Raw genomic sequence first — 18,317 nt, forward strand, 5'->3', positions numbered from 1 at the left:
GGGAGAGCGGCTCGCTCTCGATCCCGGGGGCCTCGGCCGTAAGCTACCCGGCCGTGCCGCAGCTGAGCGCCGAGAAGAAGGAACTGACGCTCGATGTCGATACGCTCGTAAACGGCATCAACAAGACGATCTTCGCCACGGCCGACGACGAGCTGCGTCCCGTGATGAACGGCATCTACATCAACCTGCAGCCCTCGTCGCTGACCTTCGTGGGAACCGACGCCCACAAGCTCGTGAAATACGAGTCGGAGACCGAAAACGACATCACGGCCTCGTTCATCCTGCCCAAGAAGCCGGCCAACCTGCTCAAGACCGTGCTGCTGAAGGAGGAGGACGCCATCACCGTATCGTTCGACTCGAAGAACGCCATGTTCCGCCTCAAGAGCCACACGCTCGTCTGCCGGCTCATCGAGGGCAACTACCCGAACTACAACGCCGTGATCCCCTCGAACAACCCCAACAAGGTGCTCGTGGACCGCATCGAGCTGGTCAATGGCATCAAGCGCGTAGCCGTCTGCTCGAACCCGACGACGAACCTCATCCGCATGGACATCGCCGACAACCGCATCAACCTCACGGCCCAGGACATCGACTTCTCGGTATCGGCTAACGAGACCATCTCGTGCAGCTACGATGGACAGCCGATCGAAATCGGCTTCAAATCGACCTTCCTGGTCGAGATCCTCTCGAACATGGAGACCCCGACGGTCGTTATCGAACTGGCCGACTCAACGCGCGCAGGCGTCTTCAAGCCCGTCTACGACGACAAGCAGACCTTCTCGTCGCTCATGCTGCTCATGCCGATGATGATCAACGCCTAACGTCGCGCGGAATGAAGCTCAACCTCAAACGCCCGATCGTCTTCTTCGACCTCGAAACCACGGGGGTAGATACGGCCCGCGACCGCATCGTGGAGATCTCGATGATCAAGGTCATGCCCGACGGCGAGGAGATCACCCGCACGCGGCGGCTCAACCCCGGGATGCACATCCCGGCCGAAGCGACCGCCGTGCACGGCATCACGGACGACGACGTGAAGGAGTGCCCGACGTTCGCACAGGTCGCCAAGTCGCTCGAGCAGTTCATCCGCGGCTGCGACTTCGGAGGCTTCAACTCGAACCGTTTCGACCTGCCGGTGCTCGTGGAGGAGTTCCTCCGCGCCGGCGTGGACGTAGACCTCAAGAAGCGCAAGTTCATCGACGTGCAGAACATCTTCCACAAGAAGGAGCAGCGGACGCTCGTGGCGGCCTACAAGTTCTACTGCGACAAGGACCTCGACGACGCACACTCGGCCGAGGCCGACACGCGCGCCACCTACGAGGTGCTCAAGGCGCAGCTGGACCGCTATCCCGACCTGGAGAACGACGTGGCCGCCCTGGCCGACTTCTCGGCCCGCGGCGAAGCGGCCGACTACGCGGGGCGCATCCTCTACAACGACAAGGGCGAGGAGGTTTTCGGATTCGGCAAGTACAAGGGACGTTCGGTGGCCGAGATCTTCCGTCTCGAACCGAGTTACTACGCATGGATGATGAACGGCGATTTTCCGCTCTACACCAAAAAGGTCATCACCGAAATCCGCATGCGCGACAAAACCAAACTGGCATGAAACGACTATGCACCCTGCTCCTGCTCACGGCATGGGGCCTCTCGGCGCTGGCGGCCGACAAGTCGCGCACGATCGTCTACATCAACGGCGCGAAGTACTACATCCACACCGTACAAGCGGGCGAGACGCTCTACGGGCTCTCGAAGCTCTACGGCGTGGGCGAGAAGGTGATTCTGGAGAACAACCCCACGCTGAACGGCGGACTCCGCAGCGACGTGAACATCCGCATCCCGGTCATCGGGGCGGTCGGCGAAAGCCAGCCCTCGGACCGCAAGCTCCGCAAGACCTTCGACTTCCACTTCGTTGCCAAGGGCGAGACGCTCTACGCCATCTCGCGGCAGTATGAGATCCCGGTCAATACGATCATCGAGGACAACCCGGGCATCGACCCGACCCACCTGCGGCTGGGCGAGCGGATCCTGATCCGCCGCAAGCAGATCGGCTCGGAGAACGAGGCCGGCAGCCTGCAGCAGTGGGAAGAGTACCGGCAGTCGCTCAACAGCGTGGCCGACGTCGGCACAGCCTACCACATCGTACGCCCGGGCGAGACCTTCTATTCGCTCTCGCGCCGCTTCGGAATCACCGAGGCCGAACTGGGGGCACTCAACGGCGGGCTGAAGGCCGCCGACCTCAAGGCCGGGGCCATGATCAAGGTCCCGGGCGACGGACAGACGGCACCCGCCGCCACGGCCGACTCGCTCGCCGCAGCGACCGACGAATCCGCACTCCGGCCCGCCGCGGAGAACCGGCCGGTCGAGTTCCGGGCGCTGCGCCCCGGGCAGACGCTGCGCATCTCGCTGCTGCTGCCGGTCACGGTCCGCAACGGCGCGGCAAATCCCAACTACCTCGAGTTCTACCAGGGCTTCCTGCTGGGTCTCGACAGCGTGAAGCGTCTCGGCCGCTCGGTCGATGTCACGCTCTATGACACGGAGCGCAATCCCGACCGCATCCGCGAGATCGTCGATCTGCCGGCCGTCCGCGAATCCGACCTGATCGTCGGCCCGGTTTACGAAGAGGAGCTGCAGCCCGTCCTCCGGCTGGCCGAGGAGCGGGAGATACCCGTCGTATCGCCGCTCGCGCACATCGAGCACACGACGAGCGACGTGCTGTTCCAGCTGGCTCCCGACCCGGCGCGCAAATACGACAAGGTCGCCGACCTGGTCGGACCGGACAAACACATCACCGTGATCCACACGAAGACGACCGACAAGGAGTTCGAACAGGAGATGCTTGCCCTGCTGGGTGACCGCGAGTACACCTCCTATACCTATAAGTACGGAAGTTCGGCCTCTGGATCGGGCGGCAACAGCCCGCGTGACCTCACGCCGCTGCTCGAAAACAAGGACGACAACGTCTTCATCATCCTCTCGGACGACGAAGTGGACGTGGACCGCATCCTCGCGGCCCTGGCATCGGCCGACTCGAGCCTGCGGAGCCGCGGTCGCACGGCCCCGCGCTACACGGTGCTGGGCAACGTGCGCTGGAACCGCTACAACAACATCGACCGCACGACCTTCTTCCGCAACCGCGTGGTCTTCCTTTCGACCTACCATGCCAAACGCGACGCCAAGGTCGTGACGGCATTCGACAGCGACTACATTGAGTCCTTCGGCACGCTGCCGACGCTCTACTCCTACCGGGGCTACGACTCGGCGCTGATCTTCGCACCGGCCATGTACGGCGACATCGAGTATGACCTCGAGGACCGCCGCTACACACCGCTGCAGACCGGCTACCGCTTCGAGCAGCGCGACACGGGCTCGAACCACGTGAACGGCAACTGGACGCGGGTGAGCTACAACCCCGATTTCACAATCACCATCGAATAAGGCAGAAGCTATGGCATTGACCAATTCGATTCCGGAGAAGACCATCGAGCGGCTGAGCGAATACCGCCGGACGCTGCTCTCGTGCCACAAGCAGGGCATCACGCACATCTTCTCGCATGTGCTGGCAGGCATTCACGGTATCACGGCCGTGCAGGTGCGCCGCGACCTGATGCTCATCGGCTTCTCGAGCGACACGAAGAAGGGCTACGACGTGCAGGTGCTCATCGACTACATCAGCAACATCCTCGACAGCCCCTCGCCGATGAACATCGCCGTGCTGGGCATGGGGCACCTGGGCCAGGCCATCACCAAGTACTTCAACGGCAAGGGACTGAACCTCAAGATCACGGCGGCATTCGACGTCGATCCGGAGAAGGTCGGGACGACCATCGACGGCATCCCGTGCTACCACATGGACTCTTTCGAGGAGATGGCCGAGGAGAAGGGCATCAGCATCGTCGTCGTCTCGTCGCCGACGAAGGTGGCGCCGAATCTGGTCGTACCGATCATCAACGCCGGCATCAAGGGGGTGCTCAACTTCACCTCCACGCCGCTGAACTTTCCGCAGGGCATCATCGTGGAGAACTACGACATCACGACCCTGCTCGAAAAGGTCGCCTATTTCGTCAAGGAGAACGAGGAGGAGAGCTCGTCCGACCGATGAAGGCTCGGCACATCCGGATATTCCGGGGATTCGACAACCTGCCGCACTTCGTACATCCGGCCGTGACGGTCGGATCTTTCGACGGCGTGCACCTCGGCCACAAGGCCCTGATCGACCGCCTGACGACCGAAGCTCATGCACACGGCGGAGAGAGCATCGTCGTCACGTTCGACCCGCACCCCCGCATCACGCTCGGACGTGCCGGGGGGCTGCAGCTGCTCACTCCGCTCGACGAGAAGATTGCGCTGCTCGAACGCCTGGGCGTCGATCATGTCGTCGTCATTCCGTTCGACAAGGCATTCAGCGCCCTGTCCGGCAGGGAGTTTGTCCTGCACTACCTGATCGGCCGCCTCGGGGCCGAGACGCTCATCGCGGGCTACGACCACCGCTTCGGCCACGACCGGATCGACTGCGATGCGGTCGCCACACTGGGGCTCGGAATCGTCCGGGTCGATGAGTGCAACGTCGGGGGCACCCACGTCAGCTCGACGGCCATCCGCCGGCTCATCGAGGCCGGGGAGTTCTCCGAGGCCGAACGGCTGCTGGGCCATCCGATCCGCATCACCGAAAACAAAGGAACCAAATAAACCGATCCATGTTATCACACGACTGTAAAATCCGCGTCTGGTACAAGCACACCGACCAGATGGCCATCTGCCACCACTCGAACTACATCTGCTACTACGAAGCGGCCCGCAGCGAACTGCTGCGCGATCTGGGCATGTCGTTTGCCGAGGTCGAGCGCCGGGGCATCATGATGCCGATCCTCGAAGTGCAGTCGAAATACCGCAAGCCGGCCTACTTCGACGAACTGCTCACCGTGCGCATCATCCTGCGCGAAAAACCCGCCGCACGCATCAACTTCTTCTACGAGATCTACAACGAGCAGGGCGAACTGATCAACACGGGCATGACGCAGCTGGGCTTCATCCACAGCGACACGCGCCGTCCGTGCCGCTGCCCGGAGTGGTTCCTCGAACTGCTCGACCGCCGCTGGACGGAAGAGTAGCAGGAGACTCCATGGGCCGAACCAGGGTCCGAAGACAAGGGAGAGCGGCATCCGGAATCATCCGGATGCCGCTCTCCCTTTCGTCCGAAGACTTCCATTTGTCTGACTGCACGGCAGACCCGTTCCGGAAAGCCTATTCGGCCAGTTTTTCGAGCAACACCTTCCTGAGTTGGGCATGATCCCTCAGGTCATTGCGCAGACGGAAGCTGCCGTCCCTGTCCACAACCACATAGGAAGGGATACCGTCGATCCCGAACCGATCGCAGAGCGACACCCACCGCTCGCCATCGAGCCGGAAGTGCTTGCCCCGGATCCCGGGTATCATGGTCTTGTAGGTAACCAGCGGCGAAGTCTCGTTGGCAATATATACCCACACCAGATCGTCATTGGCAAGCTCTGCCGACTTGAGAGGCTCGACGGCTGCAATCGATGCCCGGCAGGGCCCGCACCACGTATTCCAGAAATCGACCAGAACCACCTTGCCCCGATAGGGCGCCACAATGGCCTCGAAAAGTTCGGCAAGAGGCACCTCGGGCGTCGGCTCGATCACAGCCTTGCCTTCGACCTCGGCCAGAGCCTGCTGCACACGCTGCTGCATCGCCTCAAGCGCCTCGGCATAGAAGGGATTCTCCATCTCACGGAGCCGGGCGAAATCTTCTGCGGTCAGTTGGTTGTTCTCCGCCTTGCTGGGTAGTCCGGCTACCGCGCGCAAATCGACGACCACACCCCGCTCAATACCTGTGATTGCGGGCCAATCGACCTCGGGAACCGTAACGGCATAGACATAATCCGACACCCGCGGACCGACCAGCAGCGCCGGGTCGTTGATATCGAACAACTTGCAGACCTCGGCATAATGCTCCGCACCAAGTTTCGCAAACTGCCGTCCAAGCGGCTTCGAGTAGTCCCACATCTGATTGACATGCCGGTAATTATGTTCCAGCAGCTCCGTTGCCTCGACAAAGGCTGCGAGGGTCTCCTGACGCAGCGTGTTCAGCTGCAGCCGTTGCACGGAAGCCGGGGCGCCACAGCGCTCGATGCTGTCGGCCAGCGTGCGGTAGCGGTCCACAACCATCTGCACATACTCGTCGGCCGACATCCGGTAATCGGCGAATCTGCCGGTTCGCCGGTTGAGCGAAACGAACCCGGGAGTATTGTGCAGGTCGCCGAATACCGCATTAAGCCCGGCATACGTCCCGTTCGTATAACACCCGCGCAAGCAGGTCTGCGTTCCATTGCGGCGGTCAAGCAACCGGGCTCCGCTGGTCCGCAAATCGACATAGACGTCGATCGTCTCTCCGGGAGCAGTCCAGAACGACTCGAGGCAATCGCCGACCCCGCCGAACAGATACGACGTACCGTACTGCCCGAAGCGGAAAACGGCGGTCGCCGTCTCGGGATCGATCGGCGCGGTGTATGGCTGCTGCTGCCCGAAGATCGTGTTGGCATAGATCGCAGCCTGCTTGCCAAGTCCTTCGCGGTAACCGATGAAGTGCATGTTTACGGTCGTTTCGCCCACCTTGAATACAGGTTCGGCGAAGAGCTCGCCGGAGGTCCCGGCCTGCACGTTGTCGGGAAGCCCCTCAGGCTCGGAATAGGAGGTGAGTCCCGTAAGGTCGATACCGTAGAGTTTGAAGCAATCGTCGCAGTCCGACTCGATGAAGTCGAACGATCTGGTACCGCGAGGCAGCGGCTCGAAGGCCAACGTGAAGGAGGCTTCGCCCGACGCGGGCATCCAGAAAAGCGAATCGGGAGTGATGCCATCGGCACCGATCAGCCGGTATTTGCGCCCCCCGGCCGAGAGGTAGCTACCCCCATCGATCCGGATCCAGTAGTGGGGCCGGAAATAGGCCTGCATGCGGAGCACGGTGGCCGAATCGGTCAATTCGACCCGCGGAATATCGAGCGTCATGGTGTTCGATGCCTCGATCAACGGATTCTCGACCACCCGTTCACGCGGCGCACAACCAAAAAGCAGGCATTCCGAAAGAAGAAGGGAGGCCACGAAGAGTTGTATTTTCATGGGATAAACTTTTAGGGTTTCGTAAAATTAGCCATTATGCAGCTACTTTACAACTTTTACGCAATATAAAAAAGCACTGCCGGTTCCGGACAGTCCGGAACCGGCAGCAGGCTGGTACGGCAGGTCGCCGCACAATAGGGAAGCCGACGTTCAGCAGGTCGGGCGGACGGAAAGCCCCGTGGTCGGCCGCTCACGCGCCGAGCTTTCGGGCAAGCACCGCCTCGACCTCGGCAAGCGAGTGCATCGAGCCCATCTCCTCGGGCTCGAACGAAAGGTCGAAAGCCTCCTCGAGGGCGACGATCAGGTTCAGGTGGGCGAGGGAATCCCATTGCTCACAGTTGCGTTGCGACAGCGTGTCGTCCACGCGGTCGATCCCGAGCGTCGTGCGGAACACCCGGTACAAAGTCTCTTTACGGTCGTTCATCATCATTCGCATTCAATCGTGTAACAGGCATCGACCGCGGTATCCGCCGCGGTCAGATCCAACGTATAGCGCACGCTGCCGTCGGCACCGCGCGCCACGGGAGTGAAACCCTCCCGGTCATAGAAGCGGGCCGTCTGCCCGTTCTTCGCCGTCGGGAGGTAGCAGGCCGAGAGTGTCGCAACCCCTTCGCGGCGCAGGAGGGCAAGCACCGTGCGCAGGAAGGCCCGCTCGATGCCCCGGCCCAGGATGCGGCAGCTCAGCAGCAGGGTGTCGATCGCGCCGTCGGCCACAATCAGGCACCCCGTGATGCCGCTGTCGCCGAAGCGGTCGCGCACCGAGAGCGTGTAGACCCGGCCGCCGCCGTCCTCGATGCGGCGGATGTCGGCCTCGGAGTAGCGGCGGGTCGTCAGGTTGAACTGGTTGGTCTTCTGCGTCATCTGCGCCACGCGCGGACGGGTGAAGTCGTCCGCGCGGCGGATTGTCAGCACCATGCCGAGGCTGCGCAGGTAGTCGCCGAAATCGGCATAGCCGCGTGCCGCCTCGGCCCGCGCTGCATTGGCCCGGTATTGCTCCGTCTTGGCCCGGTCCTCGGCCGTAAGGGCATAGATGCGGAAATAGCGGTCGGCCATATCGCGCAGGAACTCCGGCAACCGGTAGGGCTGCTCCGGGAAGTCGGGAACGGCCACCTCGGGCACCATCCGCCGCACGAGTTCCCGCTCAGCCGGGTTGTCGTCCACGAAGACCATGCTGTCGAGCCCGATGTTGAGCTCGGCCGCCAGCTCGCGGATATTGCCCGCCTTGTCGCGCCAGTTGATGCGCCGCGCGGCGAAATCATCACGCCGCAGCACCAGTTCAGGGTTGCGCTCCCACACCTCGAGCACGTCGGCCTCGTTGTTCTTGCTGCACACGGTCAGGATCACCCCCGTGCGGGCCAGTTCGCGGATGCCCTGCTGGAAGAGGAGGTAGGCATTGCCCGGATAGTCGCCGCCGATGCGGATGCCCTCGGGGCCCTCTTCGCCCAGCACACCGCCCCACAACGTATTGTCGAGGTCGAGTACAAGGCACTTGCGCCGCTGCATGAGGGCCGCCCTGCGCTCCGCGGCGAACCAGTGCCGGAAATCGGACTGCAGCCGTGGGCTGACTGCCGTCCGCGCAAGGAACCAGTGGCGCCAGTCGATCCGCTCGCCGCAGGCATAACGCCCGAGGAAGGAGGCGAAATCGAGCACGCGGACATTCGGGCGTGCGGCCGCAAAGGCATACAGCGCGGCATCGTAACGCGCCACGGCCGCACGCAGGGCGCCGCTGCCGCTCTCGACCGGCAGCACATAGGGGCAGGCCAGCGTGAAGAGGTAGCACATGCGGGCCGGACCGATGCGGTCGAGCACCAGCCTCAGGCGATCGATGTAGGAGTCGGCCTCGCGGATCTGCGCCCCGATGTCACAGCCCACGGGCAGGGTATAGGCCCAGACGCAGGCCGCGGCCTCCTCACCCGGGTCGGAGATGTCGCCGTAGCCCGAGCAGCGCACCCCTTCGGAGCCGAAGAGGGGCTCGACGGTGGTATTCCGGAAAACGAACAGGTCGGTCATAACGGTCGGTATTCGGCGAGGGGTGAGATGCGGCAGTTGCGGAAGACGTTGTAGACGGCGCCCCACGACAGGCCGACGCCGAAGCCGCAGAGGATCGTCTCCGTACGCTGTCCGAGACGCCCGCACAGTTCCGAGACGATGGTCAGCGGGATCGAGGCCGAACTCGTGTTGCCGAAACGGTCGAGCGAGTAGGGGACCCGCTCGGCCGGATACTTGAGCTTGCGGACGAAGAAGTCGGTCATGAAGCGGTTGGCCTGGTGGAAGAGCAGGTAGTCGATCTCACCCAACGGGCGGCCGATGCGCTCGGTCAGCTCGCGGATCGTGCGCGGCACGACACGGATCGTGAAGTTGAAGACGTCCATGCCGTCCATGTAGACCTGATTGTCCGAGCGGCGGCTGCCGTCCGCACGCTCGACGGGCTGCAGGTTCTCGGCCGTCGCCGGGATGCGGCAGCCGCCGGCGGGGATCTTCACCCCCCCCTCCCCGCTCCCGCCCCCCCCNCCGCCTCTTCGCCGCTGCCGTCGCTCATCAGCAGGATGTGGCTGGGTTCGAAGTCATCGCCGCGTTCGATGAGCGTCGCCGTCCCGGCATCGCCGTAGAGCGGGGCGTTCACCTTGTCGTAAGGCGATACGACCTTCGAGAAGGTCTCGCCGTCGAGCAGCAGCACGCGCTTCACCCCGGGCAGCGAGGCGTAGGCATAGGCGGCCGAAAGGGCATAGACATAGCCCGAGCAGCCGAGCGAGAGGTCCATCGCCGCGGTGGTCTGGGCCAGTCCCAGACGATGCTGCAGCAGCGGCGCCGTGGCCGGCAGCCGGTAGTCGGCCGTCTGCGACATGAAAAGCAGCACGTCGATCGAGTCGGGGGCGATGTCGTTGTCGGTCATCAGCTGCCGTGCGGCCTGGAAGCAAAGGTCTGAGGCGCAGACCCCATCGTCGGCGTAGCGCTTTTCGCGGATGCCCACCGAGCGGATCATCTTGTCGATCTCCTCGGGCGGAAACAGGTAGCCCAGATCCGCATTGGAGACCCTTCGGGAGGGAACACACGCCGCCATGGCGCGGATCCCGACGTGGTTGTAGGTAATGAAAGCCATAAGTCATTCGGATTTAAATGAGAGTCAGTCCGCCGTCGATCTTCAGGTCAGTGCCGGTCATCCAGGCACTCGCGTCCGAGAGCAGGTAGACGATCGCCCAGGCGATCTCCTCGGGACGTCCGAAGCGCCGCAGCGGGTAGGCCCGCCTGCGGGCCTCGAGTTGCTCGGAGGTGACGGTCCCGGCATCGAAGAGTGCCGTCTCGACCACCCCCGGGCAGACGCAGTTCACCCGGATGCCCTTCGGGGCAAGGTCGATTGCCATACCGCGCGCCAGGGCGCTCACGGCCCCCTTCGAAGCGGCATAGGCCGACTCGCCCGGAGCCGAGCACCCGAGTCCGGCCACCGACGAGACAAAGACCAGCGATGCACCGCGCCCGACGGCCGAAGCGCGCAGCAACCGCCGCGTCAGTTCGGCCGGGGCGTAGAAGTTGATCTCCATCACCCCGTCGAGGACCTTGCGGCCGACGAAGGGGAAGGGTCGGCTGCAGGCGATGCCTGCCGAGTGGACCACGCCGTCGAGCCCGCGGGCCTCGTCCACCAGGCGCTCGATCCCCTCGGGATGGATCAGATCGGCCGCAACGGCCCGGTGCGGCCCGCCGTCGAGCGCCTGCAGCGTCGCCAGCAGACGCTCTTCGTCACGCCCGGTAATGAGCAGTTCGGCCCCGGCGCGGGCGCATTCGATCGCCGCAGCCCGTCCGATGCCGGACGAAGCCCCGGTGACGAGCACCCGCTTCCCGGCCAGCGAAAAGGGATTGGCGTTCATCGGCGGCTCTGCACAAGGTCATACAAGGCTCCGATCGTCTGTGCTCCGCGGATGTCGTCGCCGCGCAGCTGCACGCCATACTCCTCGTCGATCATGGCGATGATGCCCAGGGCCGTGAGCGACGAATACTCCTCCAGTTCGTGAAAGCACGTCTCGGGAGTGAACACGCCGTTGTCCACATCGTCGAACAACTGCGCGAAATCATTAATGAATTTCTTCATTTCCATAGTTTTGCGATATTTTGGTTAAACCTTCATTTTAATTGCCGGATTCCCGACATAGAGCGCTCCGTCCACCGCCCGGCGCATCAGCACCGAGCCGGCCCCGAGCCGCACGCCGCTGCCGACCGAAAGTCCCTGCAGGACCACCGAGCCGACCCCGAACAGGCATCCGTCACTGATAGTTACACAGCCCGAAAGATTCACCGACGGCATCACGACGTTGCAGTCGCCCATGCGCAGGTCATGCCCTACGGTGACATAGCCGTTGAAGAGGTTGAAGTCGCCGATCCCAACGCGGCAGCTCACCAGGCATCGGGAGCAGAAGACGTTGCCGCGACCGATACGGAGGCTGCCGCGGTCGAGGAAGATGGTGTCGGGCGATACGAGGTTCGGGAAGGAGATCCGCGGGTTGCGGATCCTTTCCACGATCCGCCGCCGGGCCTCGGGACTGCCGACGGCAACGACGATCTCCAGGGGCTTCCCCCAGTCGTTCAGGCGTTCCATTCCGCCCAGCACGGGTCCATAATCATTGCTGCTGCCGGACGGCAGCCCGTCGTCGAAAAAGCCCACGAACCGCCGGGGGCGGTCGGTCGCGGCATTGATCCGCCGCAACAGGCAGCAAATCTCGCGGCCCAGCCCTCCGGCTCCGTAGATCGCGATTTCATGCATGGTTTCTGTCATCGGTTCCCTGTTCATCGTATCTCCTTGTTTTACATGTTCGTTTCCGTTCCTTCAAACGGTTCCTTGGTCGCCCCGTCCGCCGATCCGATTCCCTCGCGGCGCAGCACCTTGCAGACCGTGAGCAGGAGGATCTGCAGGTCAAGCCGCGCCGACAGGTGATCGACATACCAGACATCCTGTTCGAGCCGCACCTCCCACGACGTGGCGTTGCGGCCGTGACACTGCGCCCAGCCCGTGATCCCGGGACGCACCTCGTGACGGCGGGCCTGCCGCGCCGAGTAGCGGGGCAGGTACTCGGGCAGCAGCGGGCGGGGACCGACAAGCGACATGTCACCCCGCAACACGTTCCAGAGCTGCGGCAGCTCGTCGATCGAAGTGGCCCGCAGCAGGCGCCCGAGAGGGGTAATGCGCTGTGCATCGGGCAGCAGGCGCCCCGAAGCGTCGCGTGCATCGGTCATCGTCCGGAACTTCACGATGCGGAAGATCCTCCCCCGCAGCCCGGGCCGCTCCTGCACGAAGAAGATCCCGGCACCCCGGTTGGCCACGGCCAGCGCCCCGGCGGCCGCCAGCAGCAGGGGAGCCGTGCAGACGAGCCCGAGGACGGCGGCCGTCAGGTCTGCGAGGCGTTTGATCCAGCGGCGGTACATCGCATCAACGTCCTTCCGCACCCGCCGCCCTGCGGCCGCGTGCCTGTTTTACCTTGCGCCTGTGGGCCTCGCGCCGCAGCACTTCGTCGTAGAATCGGGCCACATCGGCCGACGTCTCGCGCACATCGAGCATCCGCTCGACGTAGCGCTTGCCCGCTGCCGCCAGCCGTGCGGCATAGGCCCGGTCGGTGATCATCCGTTCGATGGCCGCCGCCAGTTCGCGCGGCGACCTGGGAGGCACGAGCAGCCCGGTCCAGCCGTCGATCACGATATCGGGGAACCCGCCCACGGTCGTGGCCACGGTCGGAACCCCCAGGGCCAGCGACTCGCCCGCACCGCCCAGGTTCTCGCTGTGCGAGGGGTGGACCGCGCAGTCGAGGTCCCGGTAGAGCGTCGCCACGTCACGCCGCGTCCCGAGGAAGGTCACCTGCGGGCAGTGTTCGGCCCCGTAACGGCGGATCCGGCGTTCATACTCCACGGCCCCGCCCCATGCGCCTCCGATGCAGACCCCGTGCAGGTTCGGATGGCGGGCGCACAGCAGCGCCATCGCGTCGATGAAGTCCTCGTGGCCCTTCAGGCCGCGACGCTGCCCCAGCAGGCGTTTGGGCGGATACATGTAGGCCACCATGCCGACCAGCAGGTCGTCGGGCCCGAGTCCCAGTTCGCGCCGCAGCACGCCCCGCTCACTCCGCTCGCGGGCGATCTCACCCCCGTAGTAGCCGAGGTGCAGCCGCTCGGGCGGGACCCGGCTGCGGAGATAGCGTTCGTAGGACCAGCGGCAGGTCGGAATCCAGTAGTCGCACGCCTGGGCCGTGAGCAGCTCCAGGCGGCGCGTGAGGAGGTGTTCGAGATGCAGCGGCCCGGGGACCTCGAAGATCCGCGGAGTAGGGTCGCGGCGCAGGGCCAGACGCATGACGAGCGTCGTCACGACGAAATGGCTGTGGATGATGTCGGGACGGAGCCGGCCCACCAGCTGCCGCAGGGCCCGGGCGCTCGCCGCACAGTGGCGCAGCGAGAAGTCGATGTCGTGCGTCGTGATCCCGGCCTCGCGGTACAACGCTTCGCACGGACCGCCGCAGGGCAGGGCCACATGTACCTCGATGCCCTGCGCGACCAGTTCGCGCATCAGCCGCAGGGCCCACATGGCCCCGACGGACGTCTTCACCAGATGCAGTACAACCATAATATCTCGTTTCAATGTCTCGTGTTCATCGCTACGGTCTGCAGGAAGCCGTCGCGCAGCCGCTGCAGGCGCGGAGCTGCGTAGATCGACGCTTCGCGCAGGTTGCGGGCCGCCTGCCGTTCGAACAGGCCGGCGTCGTCGAGGAAGGCGCGGATGCGTGCGGCCAGCGCTTCGGCATCGCCCGGTGCAACGAGCGCCTCGTCGTCGAGCAGTTCGGGAATGCCGCCCACGCGCGTGCCGATGCAGGGAAGCCCCGCGGCCATCGCCTCGATCAGTGCCCGCGGCAACCCCTCGGTGCGCGAGGCCAGCACGAACAGGTCGGCGCGGCGCAGCTCATCGGCCACCCGGTCGGCGGGCTGCTGCCCCTCGAAGCGGACCCGGTCGGCAATGCCCAGTCGGGCGGCATAGCGTTCCATCGCCGCCAGATGCTGTCCGCCGCCGATCCAGCGCAGGGAACACCTCGTCCCCGAGGCCCCGACGAGCGCCACGGCATGCAGCACGACGTCGGGCGACTTGTACATCCGGTCAAGCGCCCCGACCGACAACAGCCGCACGGGACGTCCGACCGGATAGCGGGCCGGAGCGGCGGCAATCCGCTCGGGCGGCAGATCGACATCCGAGATGCCGAACATGCGGCCCGACGAGGGATAGCGGCGCTGAAGGGTACGGCCGGTGACGTAGAGCGCCTCGGAGGCGAAGCGCACCGTCCGCCGCAGCTGCCACCAGGCCCTCAGGCGGATCAGCGGGCGCAGCCCGCCGTAGCACTCGCCCGAGGCGAAGACGTCCCACGGGTCGCCCACCACCTCGACGGCATAGGGCAGTTCGTGGCGCCGGAGCTCGGCGGCCATCATCGTCCCCAGTTCGCCCGGCACGCGGCAGATGTAGGCTGCTCCGGGATCGAGGGCCTCCCGGAGGTGCGCCCGCAGCATCCGCCGGCCCCTGAGGTAGCCCCCGATGCCGCGGCAGTCGGGCAGGGGCAGGAAGTCCACGTGCCGGCTCTCGCAACAGAGCGCCGGGTCGCACGGAACGGAGGTCGCGGCCACACGCGCAACGACCGTCACGCGGTCGAAAATGCGGAGGTAACGCCCGAACAGACGGGGGCCGAAAACGCCGTCGGGCGAGTAGATTCGCCCGTCGGGACAGCGCACGAAGCGGTATTCGCAGATGAAATAGAGTCTCATGGCAGCGGACGGATCGGTTTGCCGCCGAACCGGTAGACGACGATCAGGTAGATCGGCAGCAGGTAATAGAACAGACTGCGCACGGTAGCCAGGAACGAGTTGCGCACGGTCTTCAGGATCAGGAAGCAGAGCAGCAGCGACAGCAGCACGAGCAGCGGATTGCCAAGCCGCACGGCGTCGATGTGGAACAGACGCGCCAGCACGAATCCGAAGCAGAACATGAAGAGGAAGCCGGCACGGCCGAAGTTGATGTAGGCCTCGGCGACGATCGAGTAGCCGGGGCCGTAGCCCAGGTCGAGCGTGCGCTGCAGCCAGCCGCCCAGATCGCCGTAGCGCATGGCGGGGTGGAGTTCCCAGAAGCCGAGGTTCGGGATGACGCTGGTCAGGGAGTAGAGATAGGTTGTCCCGAGACGGTAGTCCGACCGCCGCGGCACCAGGCGCATCGTCTCCGCGAGGGGAAACATGCTGCCGCCCATCTCGCTCACGGCCTCCAGAAAGGGATTCTCCGACTTGCGGTCGAGATAGGCATCCATGAAGTCGGCATCGGCCTCGTCGCGCGTGTGGGCGATGACGCCCAACGCCGCGACGAAGAAGTAGCCGCCGAGGGCCAGCAGGGCGAACTGCCGGAAGCGGAACGGCCGCACGCAGGTGTGGTAGTAGACCAGCAGCACGACGGCCAGCACGACACCGCCGCTCCGCGCCCCGATATACATCAGGAAGAGCACGTAGAGCGACAGCAGGGCGATGATCACCCGCCGGCCCCGGTTGCGGGAGGCAACCAGCAGGCACAGCAGGCCCGGGATGAAATACTGCGAGAGGATCTGCACGATATTGCTCAGTCCGATGTGAATCTCACCCTCGTAGAGCCCGCCGTAGCCGAGCACCGAAACGACGACGTACATCCGCACGCATTCGACCGCAAAGGGGACGAAGGAGACGGCGACAAACAGCCATCCGACGGCCCGCAACCCTCGGATCTGGTTACCCAGGGCGCGTTCCTGCGCCTGTGTGAGGAGCAACGGCCCCACCGGACGGCCGACCCGGCGGACACTGGCCAGCGCCCCCATGTGGAAAAAGGCAAGGAACTGCAGCGTGACGTACTGTGCGGCATAGATACTCCCGATGCTGAGCGTCTCGCGCAGGTCGCGACCCGGGGTCACGGCCCCGAACACGTCGAGCAGCGACTGCCCGAAGGTGAAGACATAGGCCGCCCCGAGGAAGACCGTATAGGGAACGAAGACCGAGCCGGTGAGCCGCTTCCAGCCGCGGAGCGACACGGCAAGCTGCAGCAGTCCGATGCACCCCAGCACCCGCAGGTGCACGGGTTCGGCAACGGGATTGAACTGCACGTAGCAGAAGGTCACCCCGGCGATCAGCAGCGCCAGCAGCAGGTATCGGGTCTTGAGGTTCATCGTCGGTATACTTCTTTGCACAACCGTTCGGCCGTGTCGCGGATGTCGTACCGCTGCGCACGGACCTGCAGCCACATCTGCTCCCGGGGAGCCCCCTCCAGCCGCGCGATGCGCCGCGCCCATTCGGCCGGACCGCTCTCCAGGGGCAGGAACCAGAGGTTGTCGCACAGCTTCGCCTCCGCCGACACGCGGTCCGAGCATACAACCTTTGTGCCGGAATCCTGGGCCTCGACCACGGCGACGGGCAGTCCCTCGAAAAACGAGGGGAAGACAAAGAGGTCGATCGCCTGCAGCAGCCGGTCGATGTCACTGCGCAGCCCGAGGAAACGGACCTTGGCGCCGATACCCAGGTCGCGGGCCAGATCGCGGGCGGCATCGAGGCCCTCGCCGCGGCCGATGAGCAGCAGCTGCGAATCGGGATGCTCCGCCTCCCATGCCGCGAAGACCCGCAGCAGGAAAGGGTGGTTCTTGACCGCGCAGAAACGCCCGACGTGCCCGAAAAGGGCGGTCCCGGGAAAGACGCCCAACTCGCGGCGCACCTCGCGGCGCACCCGCTCGTCGAAACGGAAACGCTCCGTGTCGATGCCGTTGCGGACGACCAGCACCCGCCGGCGGAACGGCGTCCCTGCGCAAAGCCAGTCGGCGGCCGCCTCCGAGCAGGCCAGCAGCTGCGTGGCGCAGCCGAGGGCCGCACGACGGAAAAGGCGGTGCAGCACGCCGTGCAGCCGGTTCTCGGGGCGGGTACTGTGGACATGGAGGACGCGGACCGGGATTCCGCAGTCGCGGGCCGCAAAGAGCGCCTCGGGCGACGCGAGCGACGAGCAGTGCAGGTGGACGGCGTCGAACTCGCCGGCATGACCGGTAAAGAAGCGGAGCAGGTCCCGGCGGTAGGCAAACGGGCGCCGGCTCCGGCTGTCATGGAGGAAGATGCGGCCGCCGAGGCGGGTGATCTCCTCGCCGTAGTCGTTCCGCCCGGTGCAGAGCAGGAAATCGAACGCATAGCGGTCGCGGTCGATGGCCCGGAAGAGGTTCATCACCAGGGTCTCGGCACCGCCGCGGTTCATCGAATGGAGGATGTGCAGGATTCGGTATCGTTTCATGACTCGATCAATCGTGTGATTCGTCGGAACAAGGAGCCAAGCAGCCGGTCGGGACGCACCAGCAGCAGGTGGATCGCTCCGAGCGGAAGGCCGGCCCGCAGGGCGGCCATGACGGCACGCGCCATGCGGGGACGACGGGCATTGCACATCATCTGACCGGCCCGGGCATCGTCGGGCGAGAGGGGATCAAGTTCGCAATTCCCAAGCGCCCCGACAAGCTGCTCCCCGCGGGGCGTGAGGGCCGAGAGCGTGCTCACCCCCTCGCGCTCGCCGTAGGAGGCAGCCGCCCAGAGGTCGCCCAGGCGCAGGTCGGCCGCCGAGCGGAACCCCCGGTAGGGACAGCGTTCGTAGCAGGCCCTGCCGAGACAGTAGTCGCCCAGGAAGAGGTCGTAGAAGAGGCGGCTGTCGGCCGCGCGGCCCGAGAGCGTCGCCCGGTCGCCGACGAGCGTCATCCGGTAGGAGTCGCTCCAGGAAGCGGTCTGCACGGGGCGGACTCCCCGCGCAAGGGTCTCGGCCGCTTCGGCCGCCTCGCGGCATTTGCTGCGCCACGCCACGCGGCGGATAGTCCCGCACCTATGCTCCATGCGCCGCACATAAGACTCCCACAGCAGCGCCGAGGGGACCCCGTGGCAGAAGAAATCGACGAGTACCGTCCGCTCCTCGGCGCGGCGCAGTGCAACCAGCCGGCGCAGCGAGGCGATCTGACAGGGCGTACCCACGAAGGCGACCTTTGCCGAGGCATCGCGCAGCACGGCAAAGGCATCGACCGTGTAGCTCTGCAGGTACTTCGACCCGGTGCAGGCGGCGAACTCCGCGGGCCGCCGGGCCACCACGTGCCCGGCACGCCGCGCCGCGGCATCGTACCGGACGCCGCACACGGCATATTCCTGTCGGAAGA

The 18,317-nt window shown here is 65.1% G+C and carries 20 protein-coding genes; 6 read left to right on the forward strand and 14 right to left on the reverse strand.

Going from position 1 to position 18,317, the window contains the following annotated elements:
• The 6 genes from dnaN to QZL63_RS03270 form a co-directional block, all read left to right on the forward strand.
• Positions 1–821 (forward strand): DNA polymerase III subunit beta (dnaN, locus tag QZL63_RS03245; protein WP_290585853.1); only part of this gene is annotated, 821 nt, incomplete at its 5' end.
• An 11-nt stretch (positions 822–832) separates the two neighbouring features.
• Entirely contained in the window at positions 833–1,606 is a 774-nt protein-coding gene (locus QZL63_RS03250; RefSeq protein ID WP_022307899.1) for a 3'-5' exonuclease, read from the forward strand.
• Entirely contained in the window at positions 1,603–3,435 is a 1,833-nt protein-coding gene (locus QZL63_RS03255; RefSeq protein ID WP_022307900.1) for a LysM peptidoglycan-binding domain-containing protein, read from the forward strand. Before QZL63_RS03250 ends, QZL63_RS03255 begins: the two co-directional genes overlap by 4 nt.
• A 10-nt stretch (positions 3,436–3,445) precedes the next feature.
• Positions 3,446–4,099 carry a redox-sensing transcriptional repressor Rex gene (locus QZL63_RS03260; RefSeq protein WP_022307901.1) on the forward strand — a complete coding sequence of 218 codons (654 nt, stop codon included), beginning with the start codon at positions 3,446–3,448 and terminating at the stop codon, positions 4,097–4,099.
• Positions 4,096–4,686, forward strand: coding sequence for an FAD synthase (locus QZL63_RS03265; protein WP_022307902.1), 591 nt, complete (start codon positions 4,096–4,098; stop codon positions 4,684–4,686). Before QZL63_RS03260 ends, QZL63_RS03265 begins: the two co-directional genes overlap by 4 nt.
• An 8-nt stretch (positions 4,687–4,694) precedes the next feature.
• Positions 4,695–5,108 carry an acyl-CoA thioesterase gene (locus tag QZL63_RS03270; RefSeq protein WP_022307903.1) on the forward strand — a complete coding sequence of 138 codons (414 nt, stop codon included), beginning with the start codon at positions 4,695–4,697 and terminating at the stop codon, positions 5,106–5,108.
• Positions 5,109–5,241: 133 nt separating this feature from the next.
• Here the strand turns inward: QZL63_RS03270 and QZL63_RS03275 are convergent, their stop codons facing one another.
• The 14 genes from QZL63_RS03275 to QZL63_RS03340 all read right to left on the reverse strand — a co-directional run.
• Positions 5,242–7,131: a TlpA family protein disulfide reductase gene (locus tag QZL63_RS03275; RefSeq protein ID WP_022307904.1), complete on the reverse strand. Its 1,890-nt coding sequence runs from the start codon at positions 7,129–7,131 to the stop codon at positions 5,242–5,244.
• Positions 7,132–7,321: 190 nt separating this feature from the next.
• The gene (locus QZL63_RS03280; RefSeq protein ID WP_290585856.1) at positions 7,322–7,555 is read right to left on the reverse strand and encodes an acyl carrier protein; all 234 of its coding nucleotides are present in this window, start codon (positions 7,553–7,555) and stop codon (positions 7,322–7,324) included.
• A gap of 2 nt (positions 7,556–7,557) precedes the next feature.
• Positions 7,558–9,141: an HAD-IIIC family phosphatase gene (locus tag QZL63_RS03285; RefSeq protein WP_022307906.1), complete on the reverse strand. Its 1,584-nt coding sequence runs from the start codon at positions 9,139–9,141 to the stop codon at positions 7,558–7,560.
• Entirely contained in the window at positions 9,138–9,614 is a 477-nt protein-coding gene (locus QZL63_RS03290; protein WP_022307907.1) for a 3-oxoacyl-ACP synthase III family protein, read from the reverse strand. Before QZL63_RS03290 ends, QZL63_RS03285 begins: the two co-directional genes overlap by 4 nt.
• Entirely contained in the window at positions 9,611–10,231 is a 621-nt protein-coding gene (locus tag QZL63_RS03295) for a 3-oxoacyl-ACP synthase III family protein (RefSeq protein WP_022307908.1), read from the reverse strand. Before QZL63_RS03295 ends, QZL63_RS03290 begins: the two co-directional genes overlap by 4 nt.
• 13 nt (positions 10,232–10,244) lie before the next feature.
• Entirely contained in the window at positions 10,245–10,994 is a 750-nt protein-coding gene (locus QZL63_RS03300) for an SDR family NAD(P)-dependent oxidoreductase (RefSeq protein ID WP_022307909.1), read from the reverse strand.
• Positions 10,991–11,221 (reverse strand): acyl carrier protein, encoded by a 231-nt coding sequence (locus tag QZL63_RS03305; protein WP_290585859.1) that lies wholly within the window; start codon positions 11,219–11,221, stop codon positions 10,991–10,993. Before QZL63_RS03305 ends, QZL63_RS03300 begins: the two co-directional genes overlap by 4 nt.
• 18 nt (positions 11,222–11,239) lie before the next feature.
• The gene (locus QZL63_RS03310) at positions 11,240–11,896 is read right to left on the reverse strand and encodes a PglD-related sugar-binding protein (protein ID WP_290585861.1); all 657 of its coding nucleotides are present in this window, start codon (positions 11,894–11,896) and stop codon (positions 11,240–11,242) included.
• A 29-nt stretch (positions 11,897–11,925) separates the two neighbouring features.
• Positions 11,926–12,543 (reverse strand): sugar transferase, encoded by a 618-nt coding sequence (locus QZL63_RS03315; RefSeq protein WP_022307912.1) that lies wholly within the window; start codon positions 12,541–12,543, stop codon positions 11,926–11,928.
• A gap of 4 nt (positions 12,544–12,547) precedes the next feature.
• The gene (locus tag QZL63_RS03320; RefSeq protein WP_022307913.1) at positions 12,548–13,726 is read right to left on the reverse strand and encodes a glycosyltransferase family 4 protein; all 1,179 of its coding nucleotides are present in this window, start codon (positions 13,724–13,726) and stop codon (positions 12,548–12,550) included.
• A gap of 11 nt (positions 13,727–13,737) precedes the next feature.
• On the reverse strand, positions 13,738–14,907 hold the full coding sequence (locus QZL63_RS03325) for a glycosyltransferase (protein ID WP_022307914.1): 1,170 nt from the start codon (positions 14,905–14,907) through the stop codon (positions 13,738–13,740).
• Positions 14,904–16,319 carry an O-antigen polysaccharide polymerase Wzy gene (gene wzy, locus QZL63_RS03330; RefSeq protein WP_022307915.1) on the reverse strand — a complete coding sequence of 472 codons (1,416 nt, stop codon included), beginning with the start codon at positions 16,317–16,319 and terminating at the stop codon, positions 14,904–14,906. The genes QZL63_RS03325 and wzy overlap by 4 nt, the downstream gene beginning before the upstream one ends.
• Positions 16,316–17,419, reverse strand: a complete 1,104-nt coding sequence (locus QZL63_RS03335) for a glycosyltransferase (protein ID WP_022307916.1) — start codon at positions 17,417–17,419, stop codon at positions 16,316–16,318. The genes wzy and QZL63_RS03335 overlap by 4 nt, the downstream gene beginning before the upstream one ends.
• Positions 17,416–18,317, reverse strand: a 902-nt coding sequence (locus QZL63_RS03340) for a Coenzyme F420 hydrogenase/dehydrogenase, beta subunit C-terminal domain (protein WP_290585864.1), incomplete at its 5' end; no start/stop codon positions are given. The genes QZL63_RS03340 and QZL63_RS03335, both read right to left, overlap by 4 nt.

The organism is Alistipes sp. CAG:268 (assembly GCA_000434235.1).
Classification (GTDB): Bacteria; Bacteroidota; Bacteroidia; order Bacteroidales; family Rikenellaceae; genus Alistipes; species Alistipes avistercoris.

Coding starts and splice junctions, on each gene's coding strand:
- QZL63_RS03275 (WP_022307904.1), bottom strand. CDS start 7,131: ATGAAAATACAACTCTTCGTGGCCTCCCTTCTTCTTTCGGAATGCCTG.
- QZL63_RS03300 (WP_022307909.1), bottom strand. CDS start 10,994: ATGAACGCCAATCCCTTTTCGCTGGCCGGGAAGCGGGTGCTCGTCACC.
- QZL63_RS03325 (WP_022307914.1), bottom strand. CDS start 14,907: ATGAGACTCTATTTCATCTGCGAATACCGCTTCGTGCGCTGTCCCGAC.
- QZL63_RS03335 (WP_022307916.1), bottom strand. CDS start 17,419: ATGAAACGATACCGAATCCTGCACATCCTCCATTCGATGAACCGCGGC.
- QZL63_RS03310 (WP_290585861.1), bottom strand. CDS start 11,896: ATGACAGAAACCATGCATGAAATCGCGATCTACGGAGCCGGAGGGCTG.
- QZL63_RS03260 (WP_022307901.1), top strand. CDS start 3,446: ATGGCATTGACCAATTCGATTCCGGAGAAGACCATCGAGCGGCTGAGC.
- QZL63_RS03255 (WP_022307900.1), top strand. CDS start 1,603: ATGAAACGACTATGCACCCTGCTCCTGCTCACGGCATGGGGCCTCTCG.
- QZL63_RS03305 (WP_290585859.1), bottom strand. CDS start 11,221: ATGGAAATGAAGAAATTCATTAATGATTTCGCGCAGTTGTTCGACGAT.
- QZL63_RS03250 (WP_022307899.1), top strand. CDS start 833: ATGAAGCTCAACCTCAAACGCCCGATCGTCTTCTTCGACCTCGAAACC.
- QZL63_RS03320 (WP_022307913.1), bottom strand. CDS start 13,726: ATGGTTGTACTGCATCTGGTGAAGACGTCCGTCGGGGCCATGTGGGCC.
- QZL63_RS03270 (WP_022307903.1), top strand. CDS start 4,695: ATGTTATCACACGACTGTAAAATCCGCGTCTGGTACAAGCACACCGAC.
- QZL63_RS03280 (WP_290585856.1), bottom strand. CDS start 7,555: ATGAACGACCGTAAAGAGACTTTGTACCGGGTGTTCCGCACGACGCTC.
- QZL63_RS03315 (WP_022307912.1), bottom strand. CDS start 12,543: ATGTACCGCCGCTGGATCAAACGCCTCGCAGACCTGACGGCCGCCGTC.
- QZL63_RS03265 (WP_022307902.1), top strand. CDS start 4,096: ATGAAGGCTCGGCACATCCGGATATTCCGGGGATTCGACAACCTGCCG.
- wzy (WP_022307915.1), bottom strand. CDS start 16,319: ATGAACCTCAAGACCCGATACCTGCTGCTGGCGCTGCTGATCGCCGGG.
- QZL63_RS03285 (WP_022307906.1), bottom strand. CDS start 9,141: ATGACCGACCTGTTCGTTTTCCGGAATACCACCGTCGAGCCCCTCTTC.